The sequence below is a fragment of the Mycoplasmatota bacterium genome (assembly GCA_018394295.1).
In the GTDB taxonomy this organism is placed as follows: Bacteria; Bacillota_I; Bacilli_A; order Haloplasmatales; family Haloplasmataceae; genus JAENYC01.
The window spans coordinates 220,540-238,820 of the sequence record CP074573.1 but is presented as its reverse complement, the minus strand read 5'-3'; the positions used below and the strand labels follow the sequence as shown (position 1 = coordinate 238,820).

At 29.3% G+C, this 18,281-nt stretch carries 13 protein-coding genes and 1 pseudogene; 4 read left to right on the top strand and 10 right to left on the bottom strand.

Features of this window, described 5'->3' with window-relative positions; translation table 11 throughout:
• Positions 1–147: 147 nt before the first annotated feature.
• The 3 genes from ptsG to KHQ81_01070 form a co-directional block, all read right to left on the bottom strand.
• Positions 148–2,124, bottom strand: coding sequence for a glucose-specific PTS transporter subunit IIBC (ptsG, locus tag KHQ81_01080; GenBank protein ID QVK19517.1), 1,977 nt, complete (start codon positions 2,122–2,124; stop codon positions 148–150).
• A 43-nt stretch (positions 2,125–2,167) separates the two neighbouring features.
• The gene (locus KHQ81_01075; protein QVK18338.1) at positions 2,168–3,001 is read right to left on the bottom strand and encodes a PRD domain-containing protein; all 834 of its coding nucleotides are present in this window, start codon (positions 2,999–3,001) and stop codon (positions 2,168–2,170) included.
• Positions 3,002–3,129: 128 nt separating this feature from the next.
• A complete protein-coding gene (locus tag KHQ81_01070; GenBank protein ID QVK18337.1) occupies positions 3,130–4,233 on the bottom strand; it encodes a hypothetical protein in 1,104 nt (367 codons plus the stop codon).
• Between the two features lie 859 nt (positions 4,234–5,092).
• On the opposite strand from KHQ81_01070, the pseudogene KHQ81_01065 reads away from it, so the two are divergent.
• Positions 5,093–5,871, top strand: a pseudogene (locus KHQ81_01065) (DDE-type integrase/transposase/recombinase).
• A gap of 181 nt (positions 5,872–6,052) precedes the next feature.
• Here the strand turns inward: KHQ81_01065 and KHQ81_01060 are convergent.
• From KHQ81_01060 to KHQ81_01030, 7 genes are all read right to left on the bottom strand, one after another.
• Positions 6,053–6,553, bottom strand: a complete 501-nt coding sequence (locus tag KHQ81_01060; protein QVK18336.1) for a GNAT family N-acetyltransferase — start codon at positions 6,551–6,553, stop codon at positions 6,053–6,055.
• Positions 6,554–7,117: 564 nt separating this feature from the next.
• The gene (gene ltrA, locus KHQ81_01055) at positions 7,118–8,389 is read right to left on the bottom strand and encodes a group II intron reverse transcriptase/maturase (GenBank protein QVK18335.1); all 1,272 of its coding nucleotides are present in this window, start codon (positions 8,387–8,389) and stop codon (positions 7,118–7,120) included.
• Positions 8,390–8,948: 559 nt separating this feature from the next.
• Positions 8,949–10,874: a DUF5011 domain-containing protein gene (locus tag KHQ81_01050; protein QVK18334.1), complete on the bottom strand. Its 1,926-nt coding sequence runs from the start codon at positions 10,872–10,874 to the stop codon at positions 8,949–8,951.
• Positions 10,875–10,890: 16 nt separating this feature from the next.
• Complete coding sequence (locus tag KHQ81_01045) at positions 10,891–11,634, bottom strand: helix-turn-helix transcriptional regulator (protein ID QVK18333.1); 744 nt, start codon at positions 11,632–11,634, stop codon at positions 10,891–10,893.
• Positions 11,635–11,763: 129 nt separating this feature from the next.
• Positions 11,764–12,201: an ACT domain-containing protein gene (locus KHQ81_01040; GenBank protein QVK18332.1), complete on the bottom strand. Its 438-nt coding sequence runs from the start codon at positions 12,199–12,201 to the stop codon at positions 11,764–11,766.
• Between the two features lie 36 nt (positions 12,202–12,237).
• Positions 12,238–13,125: a homoserine kinase gene (locus tag KHQ81_01035; protein QVK18331.1), complete on the bottom strand. Its 888-nt coding sequence runs from the start codon at positions 13,123–13,125 to the stop codon at positions 12,238–12,240.
• A gap of 9 nt (positions 13,126–13,134) precedes the next feature.
• Complete coding sequence (locus KHQ81_01030; GenBank protein ID QVK19516.1) at positions 13,135–14,616, bottom strand: threonine synthase; 1,482 nt, start codon at positions 14,614–14,616, stop codon at positions 13,135–13,137.
• A gap of 124 nt (positions 14,617–14,740) precedes the next feature.
• Here KHQ81_01030 and KHQ81_01025 point away from each other — a divergent pair, with 124 nt between their 5' ends.
• The 3 genes from KHQ81_01025 to KHQ81_01015 are packed head-to-tail and all read left to right on the top strand — an operon-like array spanning position 14,741 to position 18,270.
• Positions 14,741–15,754, top strand: coding sequence for an aspartate-semialdehyde dehydrogenase (locus KHQ81_01025; protein QVK18330.1), 1,014 nt, complete (start codon positions 14,741–14,743; stop codon positions 15,752–15,754).
• Positions 15,751–17,034 (top strand): homoserine dehydrogenase, encoded by a 1,284-nt coding sequence (locus tag KHQ81_01020; GenBank protein QVK18329.1) that lies wholly within the window; start codon positions 15,751–15,753, stop codon positions 17,032–17,034. The genes KHQ81_01025 and KHQ81_01020 overlap by 4 nt, the downstream gene beginning before the upstream one ends.
• 21 nt (positions 17,035–17,055) lie before the next feature.
• Positions 17,056–18,270 (top strand): aspartate kinase, encoded by a 1,215-nt coding sequence (locus KHQ81_01015; protein ID QVK18328.1) that lies wholly within the window; start codon positions 17,056–17,058, stop codon positions 18,268–18,270.
• Positions 18,271–18,281: the final 11 nt, after the last annotated feature.

Genomic DNA, 18,281 nt, shown 5'->3' with positions numbered 1-18,281 from the left:
GTTTTCAGTTATTTAATTACAGGGAAAGTATATCATAAGTAAAAAGCGTTTTCAATATCTTTTTTCTAGCCAAAATTATACAAAATAAAGTTTTTTATGTATGACTAAAAAAAATATTATATTATTTTTTTAGTTTTTCAAATTTCATTAGGTTTTAAAATAAAATTTTTCACCTTTTGTGACAACAATCCCTTCTTCAATATTTATGGGAGTATCATCTTTACTTTCAATTATAATTGGAGTAATTAGTGTTGGGACTTTATCACGAATACGAAATAAATCTAATCTTACTAGTAAATCGCCTTTTTTAACATTTGAGCCCTCTTCAACAAACAATTCAAATCCTTCACCCTTAAGATGAATCGTATCTATTCCAATATGGATCAAAATTTTATTCTGATTCTCATCTACTAATCCAATTGCGTGTTTTGTAGGAAAAATACTCTCGACTTTACCATTGATTGGTGATACCACATCACCATCATTTGGAATAATCGCAAAACCTTCTCCCATTAGTTTTTGTGAAAAGACTTCATCTGGTACATGTTTTAGTTGAATTAAAGTCCCGCTCATAGGCGCAATAAATGAGCGCAATTCTTCTTTCTTATGACCAATGATATTGCATATTTCTGTTTTGATAATATTTGATTTTGTTCCAAAGACAATCTGTAGATTATTTCCTATAACTAATAATCCACTAGCCCCTAAATCTTTAATTTTCTCTTTTTGTACGATACTAATATCATTTAATTCAATTCTTAATCTGGTAATACAGGAATCAATATGAACGATGTTTTGAGCTCCACCCAGTGCATTAATAATTTGTTCAGCATTTAGATGATAAGTTGTGTTATCCACATCTTTGTTTTTCTTCTTACGATTTGACTCCCGTCCTGTAACCTGAATATCAAATCTTCTAATCGCAAAACGAAATCCAAAGTAATAAATTACTGCTAGAATTAATCCAACAATAATCACCCACCACCAGTCGGTTTTGCCTTGAATAACACCAAATAATAAAAAGTCAATTAACCCACCAGAGAATGTCATCCCAATCTTTACATTTAATAGTTGCATAACCATAAAGGATAGTCCTGCAAACAAGATGTGGATAACATATAAAAATGGCGCGACAAACAAGAAGATAAATTCAAGTGGTTCAGTAATTCCAGTTAAAAATGAAGTTAAAGCTGCTGAAACATAGATGCCAGAAACAAATTTTTTATTTTGTGGTTTTGCTTCATGATACATCGCTAATGCTGCTGCTGGTAAACCAAACATCATAAATGGAAACTTTCCTGTCATATAAGTACCAGCAGTTAATTCAACATTATCAGCTAACTGAGCAAAAAAGATACGTTGATCGCCTCGAACAATCTCACCTGTACTAGTTATATAAGACCCAAATTCGTACCAAAATGGTGAATAAAAAATATGATGTAACCCCAATGGTACAAGACTTCTTTCAAAGATTCCAAAAAAGAATGCTGATAATGTTTCATTCGTCTCAATTACATTCCTTGATAATAAGTTTAACCAATTTTGAAAGGTTGGCCAAATAAAGGACATAACAATTCCTAAAAAAACACTTGCTACTGCTGTTACAATTGGGACAAATCGTTTACCAGAAAAAAAACCTAGATAAACAGGTAAATCAATCTTATAAAATCGATTGTATAGATATGCTGCTAACACACCAACAATAATTCCACCAAAAACCCCTGTCTGTATGGTTGGAATCCCTAAGGTTAAGGCATACAATGGATTATTTTTATCAAGTACCATCTCCATGTCAATATCAAGGATGACTCCAATGGTTGTATTCATAATTAAATAACCAATTAGAGCAGCAAGAGCTGCAACACCATCCCCTTTTGATAAACCAACTGCAATCCCAACAGCGAAGAGTAAGGGTATGTTATTAAATACAATTTGACCCGATGAAGACATAATGGTCGCTATCTTCTCTATCCAATAAGTATTAAAAAATGGTAATAAATCTAATAGAGCTTCCTCCTGTAAGGCTATTCCTACACCTAATAAAATTCCTGCTGCTGGTAATAAGGCTATAGGCAGCATAATCGCTCGTCCAATTCTTTGTAATATGCCAAATAAACCACTAATATTTTGCTTTAATGCTTTCACTAAATCATCTCCAACAACGATTTTATTTTAAGTGTTTTAATCGTCCTAAATGTAATGTGATATATCCTATTTCATTAGCTGATACTTCTTTTTTTAATGAATGTTCTATCATTTTCACAATTGATTTTGCTAATGAGAATTCTAAAGTGAATTCATTTTTTAAGGAATCAGTAATATTGGTATCTACGGTTTCTCCCATTTCGATGCGATTTATCAAAGCTTTTAAATGAATAATAAAGCGAGAATAATTAAAAGGACTCTTAGAAAAATCAATTCCTAAACGCCTTTCAACATATTTAGTAATATCTTTAATCAATTTTGTATGTTTTAAAGCCTCTGTTTTTGAACGATTATCTCTCCCCCCATAAATATGTAAAGTTATAAAACCAATCTCAGCTTCAGGAATTTCAATTTTATAATGTTTTGATAACATCTCAATAGCTTTTTCTGCTATTTTGTATTCTTCAGGATATAAAACCTTTGTTTCATTTAAGAAAGGATTAACTATCTCAATTCCCTCATTAATACGCTTCATCGCATAATTAATATGATCAATTAATCCCAGATGTATCTTAGGATTTAGGGTTTCACCTAACTTTTTGTTTGCAAATTCAACGATATCTTTTGATATCTCAAATACCACTGAATCAACTTCATTAATAAAGGTCTTTTGCTCGTGTTGATTTAAATTATCTAATGATATAAAACTTTGTTCAATTATATCGTTATCTTCAAGTGTTTGTCCTTTCTTTTTTCCAAATCCAATCCCTTTTCCTACTAAGATATAATTATGTTTTCCCTCTTTAACAAGGACTACATTATTACTTAATATTTTTTTTATCTCATAATTTCTCATTAAGTTAACACCATTCTTTTATGAAATTATTATATTTTTTACTTTTTATAATAGTTTGTCCATAAATATAAAATATGACACTGAATTTATTCTAAATGAGAAAATAAGAAAAGATACACTAACTATAGTTAATGTATCTCTTTCTTCAAATTACATAATAAATTTAATATATAGATAAATTTATCTTCCATCTCTTTTTTATATTCATTTGGTTCTCGATTTCTTAAACGATAAGGATTTTCACCAGATTCATAAAAATAGATTAATAATGTTTCTATTTTATAAACAATCCATAAAGGATAACATTCATGTAATAAACTATCAACACTAACCTTTGTTTTATTCTCCTCATTATATATATCTAAATAAATTTTTGCTAATTGTTCTCTAGATGTATACTTCTCTTCAAATTTATCATCTCCTCCAAGCCACATACCAATATTATAAAAACGAGGTCCCCACAAGGTATCTTCTAAATCAAAAAGAACATGTTTTTGTTGAATCTCACTCCATCCCATATTCCGTGGTTTATGATCCCAATGATATAACCCTTTTTCCATTACTTTTATTCTTTCAATATTTTCTTTTAATATATTTATTATTTCAACTTCCATTTTCTTAGAAACTTTATTTTTTAAGTTATAATATATTGAATCAGTTCTTATTTTATTAAACATCACATGAATTTTATTTTCAAACGGTATCAATTTATCATTTATTATATCATAGTCCCTAGAAATAATTTCTTTATACTCATCACTTATTTTTATCATATTAAAAAGGGCTGTTGTTTCTATAAAAGGTTTTAATATATCCTTATTTAACATAAAAATAGGGTCATCATCTACATAAAATGGTTTTATAACTTCCGTAATAATAATGTCTTGTTGACTTAATTTACTATAATAAGCATAAAGCTTAGGTATTGGAGCATTAAACTTAGTTAAGTATTTATAGTGTAATGCTTCATTGGGACTTTTTTGACAATGTTTTTTTATAAATAATGAAGTTTCTTTATCCTTATTGTTTTCACTATAATTAATTTTTAAAACGATCTTTTCTCCACGACCTCCATAATAATTTCTATTGATATAATCAACCTGTTTTATATCTTTTATTAAAACAGATGAATTACTCATTTGTATTATTTTCTCAAATATAAATTTATCAATCCCAAATAATTCTCCAGTCGTGTTTAACTCGTTTATTATAATTGCTTCTTTTTCATTCATAAATATCTCCCTTGTAACACACCGGTAGTGTAAAAGTTTTTCTTAAACCCTATACAAAACCTTATATATATATTATTTTTTATTATATAATGAGTTCCCCCCCTGTGTTTGGGAGGTTTCTCGTTATATTTTTTTAACCCTTTATATACAAAAAGATAGATACACCTGATATAATTTAATCACCACAAAAAAACTATAAGGAGTATCTATCATGGTTAAAATTATATCAGTTCTTTCAGTATTTTTAAAGTATTTAAACAAACTACTTTATAAATTTATTCTTTTTCTAGATTCACACATTATTTCTACACCTAGTTCTAAGTCATCTGGCACTTATTATGAACCTTTTAGGAAGTTCACTGTTGATGGTGAACCTATTATTCAGAAGGTTGAAAAGCTAGATTATCAAGAATTGCTTAATGTGTATTTTTTAAAGTACAATAAGCATCTCAAACCAGTTACTAGACGAAGGCCATCAAAACTTGATTTCAAAGGAAATTGCCCTATTTGTGGTGCTCCTCATGATTACATCTATGAAAATAATATTAAATCAAAACAGTTACTTTGTAAGGTATGTAGTCATACATTTACCTTGAATAATGATTTTCTTGAAAAGATTATTTTAAAATGTCCTCATTGTTCAAAGAACCTTGAAAGAATTAAAGACCGTAATAGTTATATTATTTATAAATGTAGACATAAGAAATGTTCCTTTTATTTAGATAAATTAAAGAAATTAACACCAGATCAATTAAAACAATTCAAAAAGAAACCAGGTAAATTTAAACTTCATTATATCTATCGTGCTTTCGATATTAACTTTGATTCCCTAGAACGTGACTCTATGTCTAATTTAAATATGAAGGTTGATTTAGCCAATATCAGACATTCTAAGCATACTCTAGGCTTAATCTTAACGTATTACGTTAACTACGGTTTGTCGAGTAGGAAAACTGCAGCTATCATGTATGATATTCACCAAGTTAAGATTTCCCATCAAACCGTGATGAATTATGCAAATAGTGTTTCTACAATGATTCGTCCCTTACTTGAAAATTACCCATATGATTTATCATCTGACCTTTGTGGGGATGAAACATATGTTAGGGTTAAGGGAAGAAGCATTATATCTTCTTCTTCTCAGATAAAATTAAAAAGATTATTACTTCTTATCAAGTTTTTAGTAAACGTGATACTTTTTCAGCAGTCGTTTCACTATATCAAACATTCAAAAAATACACTGAACTACCTAAGAATTTGAAAGTAGTTGTGGATGGTAATCCTATTTACAACGTTGCATGGTCATACTTTAAAAGCATGAACATAAATTTCGATTTATTTCAAGTTATAGGACTCACTAATAACACGAAAACAGACAAGGATTACCGTCCATTTAAACAAGTAACTGAGCGTTTAAATAGAACTTTCAAAGACGATTATATCCAAATGAACGGATTTGGTAATATCAAGAGCGCTAATGCTTATATGGTCTTGTTTACAACGTTTTTTAACTTTCTAAGACCACATAAATCGTTAGGTTATAACCCACCTGTTAAATTAGAAGAGTTTGAGGATTTACCTCATATGCCAAGCAAATGGCTTTCTCTAATAGATATGAGTTACTCTTATATAAACTAATTTTTAACTAAGGAGTATCTCTATATAAGCGTATTTAAATATGCCTTTTTTATTTGCATATAATGATATAGTAAGATAAAACTGAGTATTGTAATCTAACATACTACAATTCCAGTTTTTTTTATTTTGGGTCATAGAGTTATCATGAGTTTTCATAATTTATTTGACACTACCAACACACCTAATAAAGATTTATATAGTCTTTATAAGTCATAAAATAATGATGTGACTCCTTTTTTTGTTCATTGATAACTTTTTTCATTTTTAATTTCTCAAGTACTTTTTGTGATCCAATATTGTCTATAGCACATTCTCCCTCAATTCTTTCAACTTCCATATTTAAAAAACCATACTCTAATAGCTTTTTCGAACACTCTGTTGCATAACCACGTCTTCTATAATCTTTATCAATTAAATAAAATATCTTAACAGTATTTTCATATCTGCCATCTAAACCACACCAACCAATTATTTTTCTGGTATTATTTTCAAATATAGCAAAACACAGATGTTCAATCTTATGTAGTTGATTTAACTTATGATTTTTATTCATCCACTCAATTGCTTCTTTTGCTTCTTCTAATGTAATTTCTCCTTTTTCAAAGTTCCATATTCTTGCAACTTCTTTTAAATCATCAACTACTACTGTTCTAAGTGTAATATTTTTAAGTTTAAATTCCATCATTTACCTCCTCAGTTAAACCATTCCATTTTTTCTGATATAGGTAAATTATATCATTATAAATAGGATAACTTCAATAATAATATAATATTTAGGTAAACGTATAATTCAATAATATTTGTTATGTAAAAGAAGTTGTTTGATACAACATTTACATATGTAATATAATTATTAAATTTATAATTAAACGGGGTGGGATTATGAAAGAACGCAAAGTAATTAAAATCTATAAAAAAGGGAAAAAAAGTTTCTATATTCAACAATATATTAATTTAGGTTTATCTGCAATTTCTTTTTGGGGCACTTATTGGCGATGTCAATTATACTTAAAAGAGAATACTTTTCAGATCATAAGTATTATATCTACGGAGGAATTGCTCAATTTGTGATAACGGCAATTATTCTAACATTTCTTATACCTGGTCGTTGGAATAAACTAATAACCAAATATAATAATATTAAAAACAAATAAACAATCGAGTAGGAAGAAATAAATAGTTTTCTATTCATTTCAGACCTCTCACACCACCGTACGTACCGTTCGGTATACGGCGGTTCAATATGTTATCTAACAGATAAATAATATTCGGTCATTGATATTAGACCACGACGTTCTAATCTTTTATTTGTAATCGTAGTTGTTAAGATAAAGCTATGTGCGATTCGCGCATAGCTTTTTCTACTGTTTGCGTATTCCCAAGCCTTTTGACGACTTGCGCCTAGTTTCCTTAGGGATTTAAATCGTTTCCCAATCTTTTTCCATGCTTTCCAAATACACATTCTTACACGAAATCTTATTTGTTCATCTAATTTTATCAATAACCATTTCATATCGGCTACTTTATAATAATTAACCCAACCTGTTATAAGTTGTTTTATTTTGAGTAACCGATAATCTAAACTGATACTCCATCTTCTAGATGTTAATTTCTTAATCTTTTCTTTTATTCTTTTAATTGATTTTGGATGTACTTTGATTCTAACTTGTCTGTGCCTGGGATTGTAGTAAAAGCCAAAGCCTAAAAATTTGATTCCTTTATTATAGTAATCTACTTTGCTTTTACTCTGATTAACTTTGAGTTTTAACTTCTTTTCAATAAAGTTAGTTATACTCTCCATTACTCTTTGTCCTGCACGTATACTTTTTACATATATATTACAGTCATCGGCATATCGTACAAATCTTAATCCTCTTTTAGTTAACTCTTTATCTAGTTCATTAAGCATGATATTTGATAATAATGGACTTAATGGTCCTCCTTGTGGTGTTCCTTCCTCACTATCTATTACGACTCCATTTATCATGATACCACTAACTAGATATTTCCTTATCAAACTCATTAAATCACTATCTTTAATTGTTAAAGATAATATTTGCATGAGTTTATCATGGTTAACCTTATCAAAGAATTTCTCTAAATCCGTATCAACTATTACTTTGTAACCATCATTTAAATACATTAAACTTCTCTCAATTGCCATATGACAACCTCGATTTGGTCTAAATCCAAAACTAGAGTCACTAAATTGTTTCTCAAAAATTGGTGATAGCACTTGATTAATGGCTTGTTGAATGATTCTATCTATAACCGTTGGTATTCCTAGTAGTCTTACCCCACCATCAGGTTTTGGTATTTCTACTCTCCTAACGGGGTTAGGTTTATACTTTCTATTTCTTATGGCTCTTTTAATTTCATCACCATGTTTCATAAAATGTAATCTTCCTTGTTCAACATTCATCCCATCAATTCCAGCAGCACCTTTATTCTTCACTACTCTAGCGATGGCTTCATTTAAATTGCAGTTACTTAAGATTAATTCTAGAAGATTTTCCATTAGTAATTGCTCCTTTCATTGTTAAGACCATACTGTTTGTCCTAAAGGCTCCTAGGTTCCTTACGATACCATCGAAGTTAGGTAGGTAATCCTGATTTTCTACTGTTCATATAGTCTTATAATTTACATTTACAATTAAACATACTGTTTCGCCCTTCGGTTTGGACCCTACTATGGCTCTGCTGACTTCTCACGATAAATCTTTTTCAACCACGCTCGTGACGTGTCCATGAGATCTCCCAGGGTAAGTCTATTCACTTTCATTTCATATACTCGCCACATTTACGTGTATTATTGCTTTGATGACTACGGACTTTGTTTTGTTAAGCAAACTCATCCATAATACCCGCCTGATGTGATTCGTGTTCCTCGAGCCAAAATTTTGCCTCCTACTTCCTTCAGACCCTACTTCGCAATAGGCGCCCTTGTACTTGGCTAACACTTTAGTCATCTTCCCGTGTAGTGGACTTTCACCACCTAGTTAATAGACATGCCTGGCACACTTAAAAAAATCCTTGACTTCACTAGTCAAAGACTTTTTATTTACTAAATACTATACTTATTTTTTCATGATATTACTACTATTTGATGCATATTCTATGAATTTGGCTTCCATAGTGTTTTTTAAATGCTCATAAGATGGAGGAAGTAATTCCCATATTGGAATTAATCCATCCTCACCAAATGCGATTAAGGTATATGTATTTTCATCACTTTGATTATCAAATGAATTCATCCAATCAAGGTAATCAGCTTTATCTAAAATAAAATTGGTATCTCCGCCTCTACATGTTGTTAATATAGTCCTATTAGCAGTAAAATCAATTTCAAATGGATTACTAGAAGCTGTCTCATCTTCTATTATAGCTGAAATTTGACTACACTTTGATTTCAAATTTGCATCTTCATCATTTGATTGAATCATACAATACATCTCTAGTCTTCCACCAATTATAACATTTGAGATGACATGGGTTCCAAATAAATTAAAAAAACTATTATAACTCATTTGATTTGCACTCAATTTATCCAAATAGCTTAAAAAGTTGGGTCTTAAATATTCATATGGAAGCAGGTTAGTTTGATAATCTGGTAAAGAAAGTGAATATCTTGGAATATCCTGTTCTAATGCGTAGTATAGATTTCTTTTATATTGATTATACTGTTCTTTTTCTGGAAAACCATTTAATTTATCTGTGATATACAATCCATCTTTTTCTGAAACAATATTAGAAAATCTATAAGAACCATTCAATTGATTTACGAGACTCTCATAACTATATGCAGTATAAGTTATCGGTTTACTATCATTTCTTATATTAGTCTTTCCAAACTGCAATGAATCTAACCAATCTAAATAATATATACCAGCACAAGTTTTTATCCCATCACTGTCAGCATAATTTGATCTAACAACATCTATTCCATATCCAATTCCATAGGTTACATGTTCCCATGGATTTTCAATAGTTTCTATCGGAATACTAAACCATTGTGTATTATAATTGATAAGTAACTCTTTATCTTTATCAACTACATTTATCATATTTACAGAACATGAGCGTCCTTTATTTAATGAACACTCTTCTAATTTATTTTGTATATTATCTGAATAAATACGGTTATAGGTTTGACCATCAATTGAAACCATCTTAAAATCATCCCATTTAGAAAAGCCATTTGTTTGATAATAATTATTAGTTTCATTAATATCTAATAACTTAATAGTCATATTAGTTAAAATGTATTCACTATTTTTATCAATCGAATGTTCTTCATTTTCATCAAAGATAATGGTTTCAACTTCTTGACCTCTTTTTATAGAATTAATCGTGATTTCAATTTTATATTCTCCATATGAAAAATCTGCTCCAGAAATAATAGAACTACTTCCTATTTCAATAGGTTTTGTGATACTTCCTTCTTCACCGAGAACTTTTAAAGTTATCTCTGCTTGCGTTAAATTATAACTACTATCCATTATATTATAATAAACCTTATAATATCCTGGGGTTGTATAATCAACCTGTGAATCATCAATCGTTATATAATCAGTTATTATACCATCATAATTATCTTTAGCATCCACATGATTCATCCAATCAGGTTTAGTATTACTACCAACATCGATTGATAAATCAGAGAACCCACGGATTGTTGGTGCTCTTAAATCCTTTATATGAACCATTACTTCTTCTGTCGTTGTATTACCTGATTTATCAGTGACAGAATACGTAACTGGATAACTTCCAATTTTGTTCATATTAACATTTACAGAGTCTACATTAATTGCTTCTGTTAAATTTCCATCTTCAGAATCACTAGCAGTTATCCCATCTAACCAACTGGGTGTTGGACTTCCTATTTCATAAGTTAAATTTATGGTATTTAATCCTTTAATAGTTGGTTTTTCATTTATATCCTTCATTGTGCATCCACTAAGAAAAATGAGTACAATAATTACAATAAATGTATTTTTATTCATAACGATTACCTCTATCTTATATTGATTGTTTCTTTTCCCAAAAGTTTATCCCAAATAATCCTATTGTAAATAAGAAACCAATTATATAACCTGTATTCACTTGTACAGAACTGTTAAAGATTGCGCCAATCAGAATAAATGAAAATCCTATTAACATAACAATTTCTGTTATTTTTTTTATCATAAAGTAGGTCTCTTCTCCTATATATGCGTATAATTCGTTTCTTTTGAAAACAGAAAATACTTCTAAACCAAATATAGTCAGTAATACCAATACTGATAAAAAGATAATCCATATACCACCTGTATAAATAGTTAAACTAGTCGCTTTAAATACTAAATCAAACCCTGTAAGGTTATATGTGATAATGGTATCTCCCATATTAAACGGATCAAAGTTGTTTATCGGTTCAAAGTGATCACCGATTTTTAGCTTCTCACTTAAATAATATAAAAATAATGAAATGAAGATCATTACAACACTTCCTAAACGGGCAATTAATTTTACTTTACATGTATGTAATATATCATCAGCTTTAACTTCTTTTATATTTCTTTCACCCTGAAGTATTTCATCTATTGTAATTTGGTAATACTCCGCTAATGATGATAGTGTAGAAATATCAGGAATGCTATCACCATTTTCCCATTTAGAAACCGTCTGATGGGTAACGTTTAATTGAGTCGCTAAATCTAGTTGTGTCATCTTTTTTTCTTTTCTTAATCCCTGTAAAAATAAACCTATTTTTTTATTATCCATACTTTACCTCCTAATTTCTAATATAATTATAGAATTTAATAATAAATAAGTCAATCAACTAATAAAAGAGTGATTCAACTGGCAGTTGAATTACTCTTTTTTATTAACTATAACTAAATAAAATTTATTTTATTCCATCGACATAAGATTGAACTTTTCAACACCTTCTAATCTTTCTATATCACTTAAAATATCTGTGAGTCTTTTTGTTATATTTGTTATGTCAAATGTAATAGATATATTAGCAACATTATTAATGGGTATATCTTGATTTATCGTTAATACATTTCCATTATTATCAGATATTAAATTAATTACTTTTGATAATAATCCTGTCTTATGTTTAAGTAAAAAAGATATACTAACCATCTTACCTCTTGAACTTTCAGATAGAGAAAATACCCGATCCTTATACTTATAAAATGTACTTCTACTAATCCCAACACTTTTAACTGCTTCAGTTACTTCCTTTACTCTTTCCATTCGTAATAATTCTTTAGCTTGTAAAACTTTTTCAAATACATCTGGAAGTATTTCCTTATCTATCACTAAATATTTACTATTCATATAAATATCTCTCCTTTAAAGACATTCATCTATTTGTCAATATTTTTTTATAATCGCTCCATCAAAATCTATATTTAATTCTTTAACCATCCAACTTTTTTTAAATCTACTCAAATAACTTACTATTTCATTATAAAAACTTTTATTACTTTCTTCTAATATTACCATAATAGTAGGCCCAGCACCACTTAAAAAAACACCTAAACTATCTAGGCTCTCACAATAGTTTATTATACTATCATAGTCTTCTATAAGACTACCTCTGTATTTTTGATGTAAGCTATCTTCACAAGCAATTTTAATTAAATCAAATTGCCCATTGATTAATGATGATATCAGTAAAGATACTCTACCCACATTAAAAACACCATCTTTACGAAGTATTGTATTTGGAAGTATCGCTCTTGATTTATCTGTTGAAAGTTTGAAGTTTGGTATTAAAGCAATAAATTTTAATCCCTTAGCGATTTTTATCCTACTATGGTATACTTTACTATCTTCTAATAAAGAAACCTTCATCCCACCAAATAATGCAGGCGCTACATTATCAGGATGTCCTTCAATTTTAGTCGCTAATTGTAAAATCTCTTCTTTACTTAAAAGTCCTCCCGCTATCTTATTTGCGCCTATAATCCCCCCTAAGATACAAGCAGCACTGCTTCCTAATCCCCTTGAAACAGGAATATCCTGTTTTATTTTAATCTTTATTCCCTTATGTTTATATCCGACTTTTTTAAAGCATTTTATTATTGAGATGTATATTAAATTATTTTCATTTTGGTATTCTTTATCACAACCTTCAATTATTAAACCTTCTTCAATTTCTTCTATATAATAACGATTATATAAATTTAAAGCAACACCAAGACAATCAAATCCTGGACCTATATTTGCACTTGTAGCTGGTACTCTTATCTCTATCATTACCATCACCTATATACTTAATATTTTTTTTACTATCATCATCATTTCATCCTTATTACAGGTACACTTATGAAGAATTTCTCTATTTTCTATATCCTTAATAGCGTTTGGTACCTCTAATCTTGTATAATCAGCTAGTTTATTAATTAAATCAAAATCATTAAGATTATCATCACTTCCATTTAGTGCTTGATAGACACTTCTAGTGAACTTAAAAGGACTAGCAGTTGATACAATGATTGTTTTAGTATTGTCTTTCGTATCTTCTTTATATTTTTTGTATACAGAATAGCCAACAGATGTATGCGGATCTATAAGGTATTTTGCTTCATCATATACCTCTTTAATAGTTTTACATACTTCATCCTCACAAGCATACCCAGTATAAAAATCTTTTAACCCTTTTTGATGCTTTTTAGGTAACTCATAGATTCCTTCTTCTTTCATTTTTTTCATTAAACTTATTATTAATTTACTATCATGATTACTAAATTCATATAAGAGCCTTTCCAAATTACTTGAAATAAGAATATCCATAGAAGGTGAACTCGTCATTTTAAAAGTTCTTCTTGTATCATAGATTCCTGTATTAATGAAATCATAAAGAATATTATTTTCATTAGAGGCACAACTAAGCTTATTTACAGGCAACCCCATTTTTTTAGCATAAAATGCTGCTAATATGTTCCCAAAATTGCCTGTAGGAACAACAATATTTATTTTTTCATCCTTCTTAAGGCTACCATTCTTTAATAATTTCAAATAAGTATAAAAATAATAAACGACTTGTGGAATTAATCTTCCAATATTTATAGAATTAGCTGATGAGAATATATAATTATTTTCATCTAACTTTTTATTAAATGCCTTACTATTAAGTAACTCCTTAACACCAGTTTGAGCATCATCAAAATTCCCTTCAATACCCACAACAAAAGTATTCAATCCATTTTGTGTAATCATTTGTCTTTTTTGTATATCACTTACTCCATTCTTAGGATAAAATACGATAACCTTAACCCCTTCTACATTAGAAAATCCTTCAAGCGCTGCTTTCCCTGTATCTCCTGATGTAGCGGTAAGTATAATTATCTCCTTAGTTATATTTAATTTCTTAGATGCAGTTTTTAATAAATAAGGAAGTATTGATAAAGCCATATCTTTAAAAGCAAGGGTTGGACCATGATATAGTTCTAGAAAATAAACACCTTGCTTTTTAACTGAGGGTGCTATATCTATTGATTCAAACTTTCCATCATAGGCATTATTAATACATTCTTTAAGTTCTTTATCATCAAAATCAGTAAAATATTTTTTCATAATATAAAAAGCTAATTCTTTATAACTCATTTCAGTTAGTTCATCTAATGGTAAGTCAATAACAGGAAATTTAGTTGGTACATATAAACCTCCATCATTTGCGATTCCTTTAATGATTGCCTCTGATGAAGAAACATTCACTTCTTCTCCTCGTGTACTTTGATATTTCACATCTAACATGTTAACCTCCAAGAATTTTCTAAAAAACTATTGTTTAATCTATTTTATATGTTATAATGTTTTCGTATAAAATACAAGTGTTTTTTATAAACGGACAAACAAGGAGGTATATGTTATGAAAATAAATCTAGCTATTGTTGGATCAACAGGATTAGTAGGACAAGAAATATTAAAAATACTTGATCAAAGAAAAATTAAGATAGATTCATTAAAACTACTTGCTTCAAAACGTTCAGCAGGAAAAGAAATTGATTTTAGAGGGAAAAAATATATTGTAGAAGAGGCTAAACCTGAATCTTTTACTGATGTGAATGTCGCAATATTCAGTGCTGAATCAGATGTTAGTAAATTATTGGCAAAAGAAGCGGTTAAAAGAAGTTGTATTGTAATAGATAATAGTAATGCATTTAGAATGGATAATGATGTACCACTTGTCGTTCCAGAAGTAAATCCAGAAGCTGCATTTAATCATAAAGGAATTATAGCGAATCCTAATTGTTCAACCATTCAAATGGTTGTGGCTTTAAAGCCCCTCTATGATTTTTCTTTAATTAAAAATATTTGGGTATCAACCTATCAGTCAGTTTCAGGGACAGGTTATAAAGGGATAGATGAATTAAGGAGATTGTCTCTTAAATCACTTAATAAAGAAGATTTAAAATCTGAGGTTTATCCTAAACCAATTTCATTTAATCTTTTACCACACATCGATATTTTCTTAGATAATGGGTATTCACGTGAAGAAATGAAGATGGTTAATGAAACAAAAAAAATTCTACAAGACCCTAATATACAGATAGAACCAACAGCTGTTAGAGTACCTGTTTTAAATTGTCACTCAGAAGCAATTACAATAGAAACAAAAGAAACAATTACTAAGGAAATAGCCATAAATCTATTTGAAAAAGCGCCTGGTATTACAGTTATGGACAACCTTAAAGAAGAAGTCTATCCAACTCCTTTAGATGTCAATGGAAAAGATAATGTATATGTTGGACGAATAAGAAAAGCATTAATATCTAAAAATGCTTTATCTATGTGGGTTGTTGGAGACAACTTAAGAAAAGGTGCTGCATTAAACGCTATTCAAATTCTTGAATTATTAAGTGAAAAAGGGTGTTTAAAATGAAAAAAATAGGCTTACTTGGCATCGGAACTGTAGGGTCTGGTGTCTATGAAATAATTAACAATCGAAAAAATGAACTTAATCAATTGTTAGGTGAAGAGATAGAAATATCTAAAATTCTTGTTAATGACATAAATAAAAAAAGAAATTTGTCATTACCTAAAGATATTCTAACTGATAACTTTTCTGATATTTTAAATAATCCACAAATAGATATTGTTGTTGAGGCAATGGGTGGAATCGACACTGCCTATGAATTTATCTCCTCTGCGTTAAAAAAAGATAAACATGTAGTAACCGCAAATAAAGCTGTAATTTCTAGATATATTGATGAACTATCTGCTTTAGCAAAAGAAAAATACAAAGGGTTACTTTTTGAAGCAAGTGTTGGAGGGGGCATTCCAGTTATAAAACCACTAACACAAAGCATTGCGACCAATGAAATTACTGAGATTAAAGGTATTTTAAATGGGACAACTAATTTTATATTAACTAAAATGTCTGATGAAAATCTTAGTTTTGATGAAGCATTAAATTTAGCCTATAAACTAGGGTACGCTGAAGCTGACCCTACTGATGATATCGAAGGTTTTGATGTTAGAAGAAAGATTGCTATCTTATCATCTATCGCATATAAAATCAAAATTGATGAAGATGATATTCTATGCCGTGGGATTAGATCCATTTCACCACTTGATATTATGTTCTTTAAAAAGAAATACTTCACTGTTAAATTAATAGGCTGTTCTATTAATAAAAATAATGAATTTTCCGCATCTGTTGAACCAATATTAGTTCAAAACCATTCATTTTTTAGTACTGTCAAAAATTCTTTTAATATTGTATCAATTATTGGAAGCACTGTTGGCGAACTTCAATTTTATGGTCAAGGCGCCGGTAAAAATCCGACAGCTAATGCAGTCGTCTCAGATATTATCGACATCATAAATGATGATTATAAATCATTAGAATTTAAGGATTTAGAAACCATTAAACCCGTAGGAGCTAAGTTATTAAAAGGACGATACTATATTAGAATAACTCCTGAAGACAAAAAACAAATTACTGAAATCATCAAATTATTGGATAGACACAATCTAAAATATAATATTTTTGATAAAGAAGAAAATCTAATCTTAGTTACTAAAACCATATCAGCTGAATATATGAATAAGGTCATAGATACCTTAAATATAAATTATCCTAATTATTGTTGTTTAAGAATCGAAGATGAACTGACAGACGAAATTGAAACTAATGATGTAGCTGTTGTTGCAATGTAATCAATAGGGGAAGTGATATAAATGAAGCATATAATCGTTCAAAAATATGGTGGAACATCTGTAGGGTCTATTGATCGAATAAAAAAAGTTGCAAAGAAGATTATTGACTCAAAAAACAAAGGATATAAAGTAATCGTGGTTGTATCAGCTATTGGAGATACAACCAATAAATTGCTTGAAAAGGCAAAAGCTATAAGCTCAAATCCACCTGATAGAGAGCTTGATATGCTACTAGCAACTGGTGAACAAGTTTCTATCGCACTTCTTGCTATGGCCATACGAGAATTAAATCATGAGGTTATTTCTCTAACTGGTCCTCAGTGTGGAATAATTACAAATTCAACCCATAATAAAGCAAGAATTATTAAAATAAATACAGAAAGACTGGAATCTGAACTATCTATGAATAAGATTGTTATTGTTGCAGGGTTTCAAGGATACTGTATGGAAAAAGATATAACCACCTTAGGAAGAGGTGGTTCAGATACCACAGCAGTCGCTATCGCATCTTCAATCAAAGCCTGTAAATGTGAAATTTACACTGATGTAAATGGCGTATATACTGCTGACCCAAGAATTGTATTAAATGCTAAATTATTAAATAAAATTTCCTATGATGAGATGCTTGAATTAGCAAGTCTAGGTGCTAAAGTTTTACACCCTAGATCAGTTGAATTAGCTAGAAAGTTTAATATACCCCTGGTTGTTAAATCAAGTTTTGAAAATTCTCTTGGAACAGAAATAGTGGAGGTGAACGCTGTGGAAAAAGTCTCTGTTAGAGGAATATCTCTAGATGAAAATATCGCAAAAATCTCAGTTTTAGAAGTCCCTGATGAGCCTGGAGTTGCATTCAAACTTTTTTCTTCTTTAGCAGCAAACTATATTCATATTGACACAATAATCCAAAATATAAACCGCGAATCTGTAAATGACATTTCTTTCACTGTGAAAAGTGATGATTTACATAAAGCTTTAAATATCACTGAAGCATTTAAAAATCAAATTGGTAGTAAAACTGTAATATATGATGAGTCTGTTTCAAAACTATCTATAGTAGGAACAGGGTTTGCTGGAAGTTCAGAAGTAGCTTCAACCTTTTTTAAATCACTTTATGAATTGGGTATTAATATCCAAATGATTAGCACCTCAGAAATTAAAATTTCTTGTATTATAAATCAAAACAATTCTCAAAAAGCATTTCAATATGTACACGATAAATTTAATCTTGATAAATAGTAAGTCAAGCT